Source organism: Pseudomonas sp. FW300-N2A2, assembly GCF_017351735.1.
GTDB classification, from domain to species: domain Bacteria; phylum Pseudomonadota; class Gammaproteobacteria; order Pseudomonadales; family Pseudomonadaceae; genus Aquipseudomonas; species Aquipseudomonas migulae.
Window position 1 is genome coordinate 60,447 of the sequence record NZ_JACNDU010000020.1, and the last position, 14,277, is coordinate 74,723.

Below are 14,277 nucleotides of genomic sequence, written 5' to 3' on the forward strand. Positions count from 1 at the left end.
TGTGAAGTTGTGAAAACCCGTTTTTTTCACGCTCTTTTGAAGACGTGAACCTCAAAAAAGGGCTGTCCCAGCCTGGCACCGTGCCCGGATGGATCGCCGCCATGGAATACATGACAGGCAAAACGGGCAAACAGCTCAGTGACCGAGCGTAATGACAGCTCTGCAGATTCGCGAAAAGTGGGGTTTTTGCTCAAGGAACAGCAAGCGCGCCAGCTTCACTCGATCTGTGTGGGCGGCTCTCTGTGGGCGGTGCGGGGTGCCAATACCGAAGCATTGACGATTGCTGCGAGGCCCGATCAGGAGACGTCCTTATAATCGGGGGGAGATTGTATCTAAGAAACGCGGGGAAATGGACGTGTTTAATGACTTTTATTAGGCGTCTGGTCAGGTCGCCAGCAGTTGTTGAGCGCGAGCGCGGGGTTGGCGCTGGTTGACACGGGCGCTGGCGGGCAGGGGATGGTGCAGCCAGTTGAGGCGGATTTCTTCGATTTCGACCCAGCCATCGCCCATCGGCTGGAGGCTGCACTGCTTGAATGCCTGGCAATGGCCGTTGCGGTCGAGCAGGGCGAAGCAGCGATGCAACGGGCGCGGTGTGAACAGGGAGACGAGAAGGCGCATGGCAAATACCTCGTGGGATTTACCGCATACGTTGTCAGCAAGTCGTGACGCGCAGGTGAAAGGAGGGTGAACGATGTGTGACAGGAACCGCGGTCCACGGGGTTTGTCTGAGATTCTGGTATTCGTTGCATGACGCTAGTTACCCGCAGTGGCGCACCGCTATACTGCCGGCCTGTTTGTGCCTGATTCTGGAGAGAAGAGCATGTTGCAACGCCTGTTGTTCGGTTTGATCACTGTGACCAGTTTGACCCTGGTTGGCTGCGCCCACAGCCCGCAACAACTGAGTCCGGAGCCGAAGCTGACCACTCAGCTGGCACCGGTCGGCCATGGCCAGCCAGTCGTGGTGCGTGTGGTGGACGGTCGTCCGTCGCCAACCCTGGGCACCCGTGGCGGTCTGTATCCGGAGACCAGCGCGATCACGGTGCAGGGCGCGCAGATTCTGCCGAAGCTGCAGGCCCAGGCCGAAGCGGCCGTGCGCTTGCTCGGCTTTACCCCGACTAACAATGCGCCGAATGCCCCGCAACTGACCGTGACCCTGGCCGAGCTGAAGTATCAGTCGCCTAAAGAAGGCATGTATGTGACCGAGGCGACCATCGGCGCGACCTTCCGCTCTGACGTGCAGAACGCCAACCGCCGCTACAGCGGTCGTTACGGTGCATCCCTGGATCAGCGTTTCGGCATGGCGCCGAACCAGGAAACCAACACCAAGCTGGTCAGCGATGTGTTGAGCGATGCGTTGACGCGCCTGTTCAAGGACCCGACCGTGGGTCAGATTCTCGGCGAATAAGTTTTCGCTGAAATCAAAAAGCCCGGCGCCAGCAATGGCCCCGGGCTTTTTTGTGCCTATACACCGAACAACTGTGGGAGCGAGCCTGCTCGCGATGGACGTTAACGATAACGCGAGCTGTCTGATTCAGCGGGTTGTTCTGAAGTTTTTCGCGAGCAAGCTCGCTCCTACAGGGTGGGGTGTTGGTGTCAGGCGGCTTGCGAGTAAAACTCCAGCACACTCACGCCTGTCAGCAAATCCGCCTCCGGCAGATCCGCATGTTGATGCCCGCCCAGCGCGCAATACACCAGCCAATGACGATCCTGAACGTTGAAGGCAAGGCTGCCGACCAAAGTTTGTTGTTCGTCGCTTTGAGCAATGAGATAGAGGCGATCCTGGTTTTCAGCGTGCAGCATGACGGTATCCATGTCGGTTTTGGTGGGGCGAGAGATTGGCGCATTCAGATGACGAAGCCGTGACGCAGGGCAGGAATCTGCCAAATGGTGAGTTATTTATCGTATAGCGGCGGGCAGGAGGGACGGCTTTCGGTAGAATCCGCGCCGCGGCCGTCGATCTGGCTTCCGCCACACCAGTTTTGTCCGAGGTTCGTGATGTCGCTGCATTTGATGACGCTGTTTACCGCCCATCCCGCCAAATTGATCAACCTGCTCGCCTTGCTGCTGGCCTTTCCGGGCAGCTGGCTGCTGCACGCTACGCGTCGTCGCGAACAACGCGCGTTGGCCAGCCTCGAAGCGCGGAGCCAGAGCCGTCGCATCGATGAGCCAATGTTGATGCTGGATGGTGCGACCTTGCGCATGAACCGGTTTTTCTACCGCTTCGGTTTCGCCTGCCTGGGGTTGGCGCTGCTGGTGTCATGGATCAGCACGCGGGTCTGAGCACACCGTAAAACCAATGTGGGAGTGAGCCTGCTCGCGATAGCGCTGTATCAGCTACAGAGATGTCGGCTGACACAGCGCTATCGCGAGCAGGCTCACTCCCACAGGGTTTGTATCCAGGCCGGAGTTACAGCGGCAACCCGGCCTTCACACGGTACTGATTACGCACCGGCGTGGCGTATTGCAGCACCAGGAACGGACGATGTTCTTCCGGGCAAGCGTCCAGGCGCTGTTGCCATTCTTCCTGGGCTTTCGCCAGTTCGTCGGCAGCAAACACATCAGACGCTTTCGGCACCTGCAACTGCGGGTCGGCATCCTTCCACTGCGCGTAAGCCAGGTAGTGCACCGGGAACAAGCGGTAGCCGCCGAGAATCTGCTTGTCCATCTCGACCGCCAATTGCTTGGTGTCTTCGAACAGCTCGGTGATCGGCGCGGCGAAGTTCACGTGGACTCGCCCCTTGTAGCCGGTAATGCCCTTGGCGATGCTCACGTCGTCCTCGCCTGGCGCCTTGGTGTAGGTGCCGGTGGTGGCGCGGATGTAGAGTTCGCGGGCCTTGGCCTGGTCGCACGGGTCGTATTCGTAGCTGATCGACACCGGGGTGACGTTCAGCGAGCGGATGACTTCGCCGAACGGCTCGTCCTTGCGGCTCATGTGGAACATCTTGAGGATCGCCGACTCGGTCCGGTCGTCGCCGTCCTTGGCCCGGCCTTCGGCCTGCGCGATCCAGATGGAGGCGCAATCGTTGCGGATCGAGTGGTTGATGTACGCCGACAACAGCTGATAAGCCGCCATTTTCTCGCGGCGACCGGTGATCGAACGGTGCACGATGAAGCTCTTGTTCAGGCGCATCAGGTCGCTGACGAAGGGCTTTTGCAGCAGGTTGTCGCCAATCGCGATGCGCGGCGTCGGCAGGCCTGCGTGGTACACGGCATAGTTGACGAAGGCCGGGTCCATCACGATGTCGCGGTGGTTGGCGATGAACAGGTAGGCGCTGCCGGACTTGAATTGCTCGACGCCGGTGTACGTGACACCGTCCGTGGCGCGCTCGATGGTGTGGTCGACGTAATACTCGACTTTGTCCTGCAGCGTGGCCACCGAATCGATGCCGGCGAACTCACGGCGCAGCCGATGAGCTATAAGAGGTTTGAGCATCCAGCCGAAGGCACCGGCAAAACGCGGGAAGCGGAAGTGGGTGAGGATATCTAGAAACGCCTTGTCGCCGAGCAAGCGTGCCAGCACCGCTGGGACTTCGCTGTCGTCGTAAGGTCGGATGGCATCGAATTCGCCCATCATGCTCTCTTGTTAGAAACGGCTAGGGTAAGTAAAGGTTTTGATCGAAAACCAACGGGGCACGGTCTGAAAAGTTAGCCAGACAAAAATAGCCCTGCAAATAGACCGGCGATTATACGCACAAGTCACTTGGGAGACCGCGATGCTGGAAACTGCAGAGTATGAATGTCCGTATTGTGGTGAAGAGGTCGAGACGACTGTGGATTTGTCGGCGGGTGATCAGACCTATATCGAGGACTGTCAGGTGTGTTGTCGGCCAATTAAGTTTGTGTTGCAGGTTCATGGAGAGGAGTGGCATCTCGAAGTGTTCAGCGAGAACGAGTGAGGGCGTCCATGCAGCGAATCTACGAACCGGAAAACCTGATGGAAGGCGAGTTGCTGCAAAGCATGTTGGCCAGCGAGGGCGTCGAGGCGCATCTGGTCGGCCGCGATTTGCTCGGCGGCACCGGCGAATTGCCGATCTTCGGCCTGCTGGGCTTGTCGGTGGATAACGATCAGGCCGAATACGCCCGGGAGTTGATCACCGCGTACAATGCCGCGCTGCCGATGCCCGGCGATGAACCGGAAAGCTTTCCCGGTACGCTGGTCTGTTAGGCTGACGTTCGTTTGATCAAGAGTCGTGTTGCCCCATGTGTGGACGTTATGCCCTGTTTCGCTGGAACCCCGCCTTCGCGGCCCTGCCTGGCTTCCCCGCCGATCAGCAGGCCCAGTGGAATATTTCCCCCAATGATTCGGTGTTGATGCTGCGTGCCGGCGCCGACGGCGAGCGTGAATTGGCCCGCGCCCGTTGGGGGCTGACGCCGCCGTGGCTCACCGATCTGTCCCGCACGCCGGCCCATGCCCGCGCCGAAACCGTGGCCGAGCAACCGATGTTTCGCCAGGCCCTGCGCGAGCGCCGCTGCCTGTTGCCGGCCAACGGTTTTTACGAATGGCGCGGCGGCACCCGCAAGCGTCCGTATTGGCTGACGCCGGGGGAGGGGTCGACGCTGTTTTTCGCGGCGATCTGGGAGGCGTATCCGGTACAGGAGCAGGTGTGGCTGAGCACGGCCGTGATCACGCAACCGGCGGCGAGTCAGCGTCGGCCGTTGATCCTGGATGCGGCGGGACAGGAGGCGTGGCTCGATCCCGAGACGCCGTTGCATGTGTTGCAGGGATTACTGGCCAGTGAACCCGCGGCGTTGCGCGAGCGGGTGTTGGCGAATCTGGTGAATGATCCGAAGTTGAATGGGCCGGAGTGTTTGACTCCCGGCTGATGGGTTGTCTGGGCTGGCCCCATCGCGAGCAGGCTCGCTCCCACAGTTGATCTTCAGTGAACACAAAATTTGTGTGCTACACAGATCCCCTGTGGGAGCGAGCCTGCTCGCGATAAGGTCCGCAGGACCTTCCGGCAATCCTTAAACCTTGAACTGATTGATCAACCGCCGCTGCTGCTCAGCCAGCTTGGTCAAACCCGCACTCGCCGCGCTTGATTCATCCGCACCGCCCGCCACTTCATTGGCCACTTGCCCAATGTTGATCACGTTCCGGTTGATGTCATCCGCCACCGCACTCTGTTCCTCGGCTGCGCTGGCAATCTGCGTGTTCATGTCGTTGATCACCGACACCGCCTGAGTGATCGCATCCAGCGCTTCAGCCGCTTTCGCCGCATGCTGCACGCTTTCGTCGGTGCGGTTCTGGCTGTCTTCCATCACCCGCACCACATCGCGCGTGCCTTGTTGCAGCTGCTGGATCATGGTCTGGATTTCTTCGGTGGCCTTCTGGGTTTTCTGCGCGAGGTTGCGCACCTCATCGGCCACCACCGCAAAACCACGGCCCTGCTCGCCGGCGCGTGCCGCTTCAATGGCGGCGTTCAAGGCCAGCAGGTTGGTCTGCTCGGCGATGCCGCGAATGGCGGTGAGGATCGCGTTGATGTTCTCGCTGTCCTTGGCCAGGTTTTGCACCACGCCGACAGCCTTGCCGATTTCCACGGCCAGCACGCCGATCGAGTTCGACGTATCCCGCACGATCTGTTTGCCCTGAGAGGCCGCCTGATCCGCATGGCTGGCCGCTTGCGCCGCCTGGGTCGCGTTGCGCGCCACGTCCTGGGCGGTAGCGGTCATTTCATGCACCGCCGTGGCGACCTGATCGATCTCGACCATTTGTTTTTGCACACCAATGTTGGTGCGGATGGCGATGTCAGCGGTGTGTTCCGACGAATCGCTGACGCTCTGCACCGACGTCACCACTTGGGTGATCATCGCCTGCAACTTGGCGAGGAAAGTGTTGAAGCCTTTGGCGATCGAGCCCAGTTCGTCGGCGCGATCACTGGTCAGGCGGCGCGTCAGGTCGCCTTCACCTTTGGCAATGTCGTCGAGCATGGCCACCATTTGTTTCAGTGGGCGAGCAATGCCGTGGCCCACCAGCCAGATCACCAGCAAGCCGACGCCGGCGATCAGCAGACCGACCATGGCCATGCCGAAGGTGTCGGATTTGCGCTGGGTGTTCAGGTCGGCCTGGAGTTTTTGCAGGTCGGCCATCACCGCGTTCAGCGGCAGTTGCAGCATCAGCGTCCAGCGAGCGTCGGTCTGGCCGATGCCGAACGGCAGGTACAACTCGATCCGGCCCTGGGCCTTGTCGACGGTGTAGGTGACTTCGCCGCGCTTCAGATTGGCCATGTTGGCGATCTGCTGGCTGTCGAGGATGTCACTGACCTTCTCGCCGAATTTGCTCGGGTCCTTGGTGTAGGCAACGATCCGGCCATTACCGCCGATCAGCGCCATGACGCCCGAGCCGTTGTACAACTTCTGGTTCGCGCCCAGGAGCATTTCCTGGATGAAGTTCACCGAGAGGTCGGCGCCGACGATGCCCTGGAACGCACCGTTGAGCATGATCGGTTCAATAAAGGACGCGAGCATGACGATTTTGTCGCCGACCTTGTAGGGCGCCGGATCGATCACGCAGGATTTTTTGGTTTCTTTCGAGCACAGGTAGTACTCGCTGGCGCGCACGCCGGTAGACAGGGTTTTCTGGTCGTCGACGTCCACCAGTTTGTCCAGGCCCAGGCTGCCGTCTTCGTTGCGGAACCACCACGGCAGGAAACGCCCGTTGCTGGCGTCGATGCCGACGACCTTGGTGTCGACGTAAGCTGCGTCGTTGTGGTCGAGGGCGTTTTTTTCCCAACCGATGTAGGTGCCGAGAATCTTCGGGTTTTTGGCGACGTTTTCCTTGATCAGGCTGATCAATTGCTCGCGGCTCAGGTTCAGTTGCGGCTGGCCATCGGCGCCTGGCGTGCCGATCAGGGCGTTGACCCGCACCAGTCCGCCGGCAATCAGCAGCGGCGCTTCGAGTTCACGCTGGATCTGGCTGACCTGGGTTTGCGCCAGGGACGTCAGGCGCTGCTCGATGACTTGCTCGAATTGCGCCTGGGTCCGATCCTGAACCATGTCTTGCGTCCGTGCGCCGGAAAACAGCGCGTACAGCACCAGGGCCGCCACGACACTTAATACGATGGCGCCAGCGAGGGCCGCCACGGAAAACTGGATGGACTTGAATTTCATGGGTGCTCCGCACGCAAGAGGACTTCTGCGGTGCTGTATCGGCAGGGGGCTCGAGGGCCATGAGTGAGGTGCGACGAAATGGCTGTTTTGGAGCCGTCGATGTCGCAATTGAATCATTGCCGGCCGTGACTGGCCGTGGCGGGTGGCGGTATGTGAATTTTTTCCTACTGTTGATGAGAGCTTTGTCCGAAATCCACGTCTGTATGTCTGTTGTATCTGGCGCCGATACAAATCGACGCCTAGGATACGCGGCATGTTTCGAGGGAGTTTTGTGATGAACAAGCGATTGGTTTTGTGTGCTCTGAGCGCGGGTCTGCTGCTCGCGGGTTGTCAGTCGGTCAACACCACCAGCGGCGGAGCCGTGGGCGTGGAGCGCAAGCAGTACATGTTCAGCATGTTGTCCTCGGACGAGGTCAACCAGATGTACGCCCAGTCTTATCAAAAGACCGTTGGCGAGGCGACCAACAAAGGTGTGCTGGACAAGACCAGCAACGATGCCAAGCGCATCCAGGTGATCGCTGATCGGCTGATCGCCCAGGCGCCGATTTTCCGTCCGGATTCGGCCCAGTGGAAATGGGAAGTCAACCTGATCAAGAGTGACGAGCTCAACGCCAACTGCGGGCCTGGCGGCAAGATCATTTTCTACACCGGGCTGATCGACAGCCTGCAACTGACCGACGATGAAATCGCCGCGATCATGGGCCATGAAATCGCCCACGCCCTGCGTGAGCACGGTCGTGAAGCGATGTCCAAGGCGTACGGCATCGAAATGGCCAAGCAGGGCGCGGGCGCCTTGCTCGGTCTGGGCCAGGACAGCCTGGCCCTGGCGGACACCGTGGCCAACTACGGCATGACGCTGCCCAACAGTCGCGCCAACGAAAACGAAGCGGACCTGATCGGCCTGGAACTGGCGGCCCGCGCCGGTTACAACCCGAACGCCGCGATCACCCTGTGGAACAAGATGAGCAAGGCTTCGGAAGGTTCGCCACCGGAGTTCATGAGCACTCACCCGGCGTCGTCCAGTCGGATTGCTTCGTTGCAGGCGGCGATTCCGAAGGTGATGCCGTTGTACGAGAACGCGCGGAAGTCCTGATCGATATGCGTTGATGCCGCTGACGCCTTCGCGGGCAAGCCTCGCTCCTACAGGTTTTGTGCCGTACACAAATTATGTGATCGCCAAAAAACCTGTGGGAGCGAGCCTGCTCGCGATGAACGATAACGCGGTCTAACGACCTACGACGTTACAGCCACCCGCTGCTCTGCATCGCCTTGTACACCGCGACAATCGCCAGGACGAAGAACGCCGACGCCGCCAGTCGACGAATCAGGGTCAATGGCAATTTGTCCGCCGCAAAGTTACCCGCCAAAACCACCGGCACGTTGGCAATCAACATACCCAGGGTGGTGCCGATAATCACCAGCCACAGTTCCGGGTATTGCGCGGCCAGCATCACGGTCGCGATCTGGGTCTTGTCACCGATTTCCGCGAGGAAGAACGCGATCAATGTTGTCAGGAACGGCCCGAATTTGCGGGCGGTGCTGGCTTCATCGTCATCCATCTTGTCCGGCACCAGGGTCCACAATGCCGTCGCAGCGAAGCTTGCGGCGAGGATCCAGTGCAACACCGCATCCGAGAAGAAACTGCCGACCCAGGCACCTACCGCACCGGCTGCCGCGTGGTTGGCCAGGGTGGCGGCGACGATGCCGGCGATGATTGGCCACGGTTTGCGAAAGCGGGCAGCAAGGATGAGCGCGAGCAGTTGCGTCTTGTCGCCGATTTCGGCCAAGGCAACGATTGCGGTGGGAACGAGAAGTGAATCCAGCATCAGGGTTTTCCTAAGGGGCGGGTCGACACGGCTATGACACGTACAGCCTTCCCGCCCCGGGTAAGGTGTTCGTGTCATAGGTCTTGTCAAACCCTGGCGATCCGTCTGATGCGGACGCTTGGGTCGCATACGCCATGGTCTGAGGACCAAGTATGTTGACGTATGCCGGACGAGCATGGCGCTCGTGGGAGACTACTCCCCTAGGACGGAGCGGATTCTGCCTAGGCAAATCCGATAGGGCAAGTACAAATTGCTAGCCGCGTTTGGCCCGGTAGATTCGGAAACCCTGACCTTCGGCCTTGATTGCGCACACGCCGAGGTGCTCTTCGATCAGCGGTTGGTACTTCAGGAAGCTGTTCGCGACCAGCCGAAGTTCACCGCCGTTTTTCAGATGTTTGGCTGCTTTTCGCAACAAGTTCTCTGTGGCGAAGTAATCGGTGTGCACGCCGACATGGAACGGCGGGTTGCTCAGAATCGCACTCAAACCCATCGGTGCAGCATCGATTCCGTCACCGGTAATGACGTCCGCTTCCAGACCATTGGCAGCCAGGGTCAAGCGACTGCTGGCGGCGGCAAACGCATCCACGTCGAGCAGCGTGACCTGATTGTGCGGGTAACGACGCTTGACCGCCGCGCCCAAAACACCGGCGCCGCAACCGAAGTCCAGCAAATGGCCGCTTGGCAATTTGTCCAGGTGTTCCAGCAACAACGCACTGCCGCGATCCAGCCGACCGTGGCTGAACACGCCCGGCAGGCTGATGACTTTCAGTGGCCCTTCGGCCAGCGGCAATTCGTAGGTCTGGGCCAGGCTTTCCAGGGATTTGGCTTGCGGCGCATCGGCCACGGTGACCAGCCACAGCTGGCAATGACGCGCACTGTCGAGCTTGCGCGGTTTGCCAAACGGGTTCAGTTGCTTGGCCGCGCCTTCGATGCCGCTGCGTTTTTCACCCACCAGGTACAACTCACGCCCAGCCAGGCGCGAGGCGAGGGCGTTGAGGATGTAATCGGTGAGGTCCTTGGATTTGGGCAGAAACACCACGGCGGTGTCGAATTCGCGCTCGGGCGCTGTCACGCCAAAATGGCTGCGCTCGGTGAAACGGGCATCCAGCGCGGCCTGATCGCCGGCGTGCCAGCACCAGCCGTGGGCGTCGGGCAGGCGCCCGAGCAAATCATCGGCGGGCAAACCGGCCAGCAACACCGAACCCTGGAATAACTCGGCCTGACGAAGCAGTACTTCACTGCGCGGATCCATACTCTGCTCCTTGAAAAAAAGTGCCGCAGTTTATCAACTGACGACCCGCAGCGCCTTACCGCTGAAGTATCCCTGCGCGTTTTCGGTCAATTGGCCAACGATCCGCTGCCGCGCCTCGCGACTGCCCCAGGCGTTGTGCGGCGTAACGATCAGGCGTGGAATGTCGGCGGCGAGCAACGGGTTGCCGGCGCTCGGCGGTTCGACGCTCAACACGTCGGTGGCCGCACCGCCGAGGTGGCCGCTACGCAAGGCGTCGGCCAGCGCCTGTTCATCAATCAGGCCGCCACGGGCGGTGTTCACCACAAAAGCGCCGGGTTTCATCGAGGCGAGTTCGCGGGCACCGATGAAGTGGCGAGTGTGTTCGTTGAGCGGGCAGTGCAACGTCAGCGCGTCGATTTGCGGCAGCAGTTCATCCAGCGGCAAACGGTCCGGTCGGGCGGGGCGCCCCGGAATCTGCCCAAGCAGCACGCGCATGCCGAAGGCTTCGGCCAGTCGTGCGACCGCGCCGCCCAGTTCGCCATGACCGAGCAAACCGAGGGTTTTGCCTTCCAGTTCGACGATCGGGTAGTCCAGCAGGCAGAACTGTTTTGCCTGTTGCCAGCGACCTTCACCGACGGCTTTCTGATAATCGGCGAGGCGCGTCGCCAGGTTCAGCAGCAGCATGATCGTGTGCTGCGCCACCGATGGCGTGCCGTAACCCTGGCAGTTGCAGACGGTCACGCCATGGGCGCGGGCGGCGGCGAGGTCGACGTTATTGGTGCCGGTGGCGGTGATCAGGATCAGCTTCAGTTCGGGGCTGGCGGCGATGGCGGCGGCGTCGATCAGGATTTTGTTGCTGATGGCGACGGTGGCGCCCTTGAGGCGTTCGATCACTTGATCCTGCGTGGTCTGCGCAAACAGTTGCAAATCATCGAAGCAGGCGCGCAATGGGCTGAGGTCGAGATCGCCGAGGTCCAGCGAGGGATGGTCGAGGAAAACGGCGCGGCGAGAGTTCGTCATCAACTGTACCTTTTGTGCATTGAACTGAAGGCGTAATCTGCCGAGCCTACCAGATGAAACAAATCGTTACGCAATGCCAGGCCTACGCCGAACCTTGTGGGAGCGGGCTTGCTCGCGAAGGCGTTGTGTCAGACAACATCAATGTCGATTGACACAACGCCTTCGCGAGCAAGCCCGCTCCCACAAGGGCGATGTCAGCCTGGAAGTGATAATTCGACCGTTCAGCCCCCAGAGGAGCCCCCATGTACTGGACAGAGTTCTTGACCGTTGCCCTGATTCACTTGCTGGCCGTCGCCAGCCCCGGCCCGGATTTCGCCGTGGTGGTGCGTGAGAGCGTGACCCACGGTCGTCGCGCCGGCACCTGGACGGCGATGGGTGTCGGTACGGCGATTTTCCTGCACGTCGGTTATTCGCTGCTCGGTATCGGCCTGATCGTGTCCCAGTCAATCGTGCTGTTCAACGCCTTGAAATGGGCGGCTGCCGCGTATCTGCTGTACATCGGTTTCAAGGCCCTGCGCGCGCAACCGGCCAAGCCGGTGACTGACGATCTGCACAAGGAAGCGGGTGAGCGCACCGCTCGCGGCGCCTTCACCTCGGGTTTCGTGACCAACGGTCTGAACCCGAAAGCCACGCTGTTCTTCCTGTCGTTGTTCACCGTGGTGATCAATCCGCATACGCCATTGGCGGTGCAGGCCGGTTACGGGGTTTACCTGGCGGCGGCGACGGCTTTCTGGTTCTGCCTGGTGGCGATGCTGTTCAGCCAGCAGCGTGTACGCGCGGGTTTCGCCCGCATGGGCCACTGGTTCGACCGGACCATGGGCGCCGTGCTGATCGCCATCGGCGTGAAACTCGCGTTTACCGAAATGCATTGATCGACGAACACCACCCTTTGTAGGAGCCGGCTTGCCGGCGAAGCGGTGTGTCTGATGTACCGCGTCGCCCCATTCGCCAGCAAGCTGGCTCCTACAAGGAAAGAGTTCGGCAAACGGGTGAAAATGCTGGCGCAACGCTAGCATTTGCTGAATGTTGCAAATCATTCCTTCGGCTGATTTGGTTGTCATGGAAGGGCACTAGAGTGCTTACTTTCAGCCACGACCGTGCAGTCAGAAAAGGGATTCTTATGTTGCAGACTCGCGTTATCCCCCCAGCCGAAGGCGCTTACCAGTATCCGCTGCTGATCAAACGGCTGCTGATGTCCGGCGCGCGCTATGAGAAAACCCGCGAGATCATTTACCGCGATCAATTGCGCTACAGCTATCCGACCCTGATCGAACGGGTCGCACGCCTGGCCAACGTGCTGACAGCGGCCGGCGTCAAGGCCGGCGATACCGTGGCGGTGATGGACTGGGACAGCCATCGTTATCTGGAATGCATGTTTGCCATTCCGATGATCGGCGCGGTGATCCACACCATCAACGTGCGCCTGTCGCCGGAACAGATCCTCTACACCATGAATCACGCCGAGGACCGCTTCGTGCTGGTCAACAGCGAATTCGTCGGGCTGTACAACGCGATTGCCGGGCACCTGACCACCGTCGAGAAAACCCTGCTGCTGACCGACCTGCCGGAAAAAACCGCCGACCTGCCGAACCTCGTCGGTGAATACGAGCAGTTGCTGGCGGCCGCGAGCACGCAGTACAACTTCCAGGATTTCGACGAAAATTCGGTCGCGACCACCTTCTATACCACCGGCACCACCGGCAATCCCAAAGGCGTGTACTTCACCCATCGGCAACTGGTGCTGCACACCATGGGTGTGTCGACCATCATGGGCGCCATCGACAGCGTGCGGCTGTTGGGCACCAACGACGTGTACATGCCGATCACCCCGATGTTCCATGTGCACGCCTGGGGCTTGCCGTATGTGGCGACCATGCTCGGGCTCAAACAGGTTTATCCGGGGCGCTACGATCCCGAATACCTGGTGGAGCTGTGGCGCAAGGAAAAGGTCACCTTTTCGCATTGCGTACCGACCATCCTGCAGATGGTTCTCAACGCCAAGGCGGCGCAAGGCACCGACTTCGGCGGCTGGAAAATCGTGATCGGCGGCAGTGCATTGAATCGTGCGTTGTACGAAGCCGCCAAAGCCAAAGGCATTCAGTTGACCGCCGCGTACGGCATGTCGGAAACCGGCCCGCTGGTTTCCTGTGCGCACCTCAACGATGAGCTGATGGCGGGCACCGAAGACGAACGCACCACGTACCGGATCAAGGCCGGCGTGCCGGGGCCTTTGGTGGAAGCGGCCATTGTCGACACCGACGGTAACTTCCTGCCCGCCGATGGCGAGACCCAGGGTGAACTGGTGCTGCGTGCGCCGTGGCTCACCGAAGGCTATTTCAATGAGCCGCAGAAGGGCGCGGAGCTCTGGGCCGGTGGCTGGCTGCACACCGGGGACGTGGCGACGCTGGACAGCATGGGCGTGATCGACATTCGCGATCGGATCAAGGACGTGATCAAGACCGGCGGCGAATGGATTTCCTCCCTGGACCTGGAAGACCTGATCAGTCGCCATGCAGCGGTACGCGAAGTAGCAGTGGTGGGCATTGCCGATCCGCAGTGGGGCGAGCGCCCGTTTGCCTTGCTGGTGATCCGCGAGGGCCATGTAATCGGGGCCAGGGAACTCAAGGAGCACCTCAAGCCATTTGTGGAACTGGGGCACCTGAGCAAGTGGGCCATCCCGAGCCAGATCGCCCTTGTTACTGAAATTCCCAAGACCAGTGTCGGCAAACTCGACAAGAAGCGAATTCGCCTCGACATCACTGAATGGCAAGCCAACAACAGCACCTTCCTCTCGACGCTTTAAGCGTCTTCCGGCGTGCCCGAAATGGCACGCCAGCCCCACCAAGCAAGCGCTTGGCTTGTGAAATCAGAATTTTCAGCCATCATTCCCGTGCCGACAGGTGTCGGCTTGGCGAAAGGACTGTTCCAGAGTGGCCGGCAGCTGCAAATCACACTTTAGAGGGATCAAGCAGTACTACCTGCTGGCTATAGTCCGCTCAAGGATTTTTAAGAACGGGGCACACGCACAAAACGGGGCGATGCAACTTTGGAGTGAATTCGGAATGCCTTGGCTTCCGGTCAACCACAGCGTTT

General features: G+C 60.3%; 15 protein-coding genes and 1 riboswitch. Of the genes, 8 read left to right on the forward strand and 7 right to left on the reverse strand.

The window, feature by feature from the left end:
- Positions 1–384: 384 nt before the first annotated feature.
- Positions 385–618, reverse strand: coding sequence for a hypothetical protein (locus tag J4E42_RS21280; RefSeq protein ID WP_008025904.1), 234 nt, complete (start codon positions 616–618; stop codon positions 385–387).
- 202 nt (positions 619–820) lie between these two features.
- Here J4E42_RS21280 and J4E42_RS21285 point away from each other — a divergent pair, with 202 nt between their 5' ends.
- Complete coding sequence (locus J4E42_RS21285; protein WP_192228955.1) at positions 821–1,405, forward strand: YajG family lipoprotein; 585 nt, start codon at positions 821–823, stop codon at positions 1,403–1,405.
- A gap of 188 nt (positions 1,406–1,593) precedes the next feature.
- Here the strand turns inward: J4E42_RS21285 and J4E42_RS21290 are convergent, their stop codons facing one another.
- Complete coding sequence (locus J4E42_RS21290; RefSeq protein ID WP_008025908.1) at positions 1,594–1,800, reverse strand: hypothetical protein; 207 nt, start codon at positions 1,798–1,800, stop codon at positions 1,594–1,596.
- A 195-nt stretch (positions 1,801–1,995) separates the two neighbouring features.
- Here J4E42_RS21290 and J4E42_RS21295 point away from each other — a divergent pair, with 195 nt between their 5' ends.
- Positions 1,996–2,280: a hypothetical protein gene (locus tag J4E42_RS21295; protein WP_192228956.1), complete on the forward strand. Its 285-nt coding sequence runs from the start codon at positions 1,996–1,998 to the stop codon at positions 2,278–2,280.
- A 127-nt stretch (positions 2,281–2,407) separates the two neighbouring features.
- Here the strand turns inward: J4E42_RS21295 and J4E42_RS21300 are convergent, their stop codons facing one another.
- Positions 2,408–3,574, reverse strand: coding sequence for a 1-acyl-sn-glycerol-3-phosphate acyltransferase (locus J4E42_RS21300; RefSeq protein WP_032828604.1), 1,167 nt, complete (start codon positions 3,572–3,574; stop codon positions 2,408–2,410).
- Positions 3,575–3,713: 139 nt separating this feature from the next.
- Between J4E42_RS21300 and J4E42_RS21305 the strand changes: the two genes are divergently transcribed.
- The 3 genes from J4E42_RS21305 to J4E42_RS21315 are packed head-to-tail and all read left to right on the forward strand — an operon-like array spanning position 3,714 to position 4,824.
- Positions 3,714–3,896: a CPXCG motif-containing cysteine-rich protein gene (locus tag J4E42_RS21305; RefSeq protein WP_008037248.1), complete on the forward strand. Its 183-nt coding sequence runs from the start codon at positions 3,714–3,716 to the stop codon at positions 3,894–3,896.
- Positions 3,897–3,904: 8 nt separating this feature from the next.
- A complete protein-coding gene (locus J4E42_RS21310) occupies positions 3,905–4,165 on the forward strand; it encodes a putative signal transducing protein (protein WP_008025915.1) in 261 nt (86 codons plus the stop codon).
- A 35-nt stretch (positions 4,166–4,200) separates the two neighbouring features.
- A complete protein-coding gene (locus tag J4E42_RS21315) occupies positions 4,201–4,824 on the forward strand; it encodes an SOS response-associated peptidase (protein WP_008025916.1) in 624 nt (207 codons plus the stop codon).
- A gap of 141 nt (positions 4,825–4,965) precedes the next feature.
- Here J4E42_RS21315 and J4E42_RS21320 read toward each other — a convergent pair whose 3' ends face one another.
- On the reverse strand, positions 4,966–7,107 hold the full coding sequence (locus J4E42_RS21320; RefSeq protein WP_008037252.1) for a methyl-accepting chemotaxis protein: 2,142 nt from the start codon (positions 7,105–7,107) through the stop codon (positions 4,966–4,968).
- A gap of 274 nt (positions 7,108–7,381) precedes the next feature.
- Here J4E42_RS21320 and J4E42_RS21325 point away from each other — a divergent pair, with 274 nt between their 5' ends.
- Complete coding sequence (locus J4E42_RS21325; RefSeq protein ID WP_192228959.1) at positions 7,382–8,200, forward strand: M48 family metallopeptidase; 819 nt, start codon at positions 7,382–7,384, stop codon at positions 8,198–8,200.
- A 148-nt stretch (positions 8,201–8,348) separates the two neighbouring features.
- Here J4E42_RS21325 and J4E42_RS21330 read toward each other — a convergent pair whose 3' ends face one another.
- The 3 genes from J4E42_RS21330 to J4E42_RS21340 form a co-directional block, all read right to left on the reverse strand.
- On the reverse strand, positions 8,349–8,933 hold the full coding sequence (locus J4E42_RS21330; protein WP_008037256.1) for a TMEM165/GDT1 family protein: 585 nt from the start codon (positions 8,931–8,933) through the stop codon (positions 8,349–8,351).
- A gap of 89 nt (positions 8,934–9,022) precedes the next feature.
- Positions 9,023–9,146: riboswitch (yybP-ykoY riboswitch) on the reverse strand.
- A 40-nt stretch (positions 9,147–9,186) separates the two neighbouring features.
- Positions 9,187–10,185 carry a class I SAM-dependent methyltransferase gene (locus J4E42_RS21335; RefSeq protein WP_008025924.1) on the reverse strand — a complete coding sequence of 333 codons (999 nt, stop codon included), beginning with the start codon at positions 10,183–10,185 and terminating at the stop codon, positions 9,187–9,189.
- A gap of 33 nt (positions 10,186–10,218) precedes the next feature.
- Positions 10,219–11,184, reverse strand: coding sequence for a 2-hydroxyacid dehydrogenase (locus J4E42_RS21340; protein ID WP_008025925.1), 966 nt, complete (start codon positions 11,182–11,184; stop codon positions 10,219–10,221).
- A gap of 242 nt (positions 11,185–11,426) precedes the next feature.
- Here J4E42_RS21340 and J4E42_RS21345 point away from each other — a divergent pair, with 242 nt between their 5' ends.
- Complete coding sequence (locus tag J4E42_RS21345; protein WP_008025927.1) at positions 11,427–12,056, forward strand: LysE family translocator; 630 nt, start codon at positions 11,427–11,429, stop codon at positions 12,054–12,056.
- A gap of 248 nt (positions 12,057–12,304) precedes the next feature.
- Positions 12,305–13,987, forward strand: a complete 1,683-nt coding sequence (locus J4E42_RS21350; protein ID WP_207286095.1) for a fatty acid--CoA ligase — start codon at positions 12,305–12,307, stop codon at positions 13,985–13,987.
- Positions 13,988–14,277: the final 290 nt, after the last annotated feature.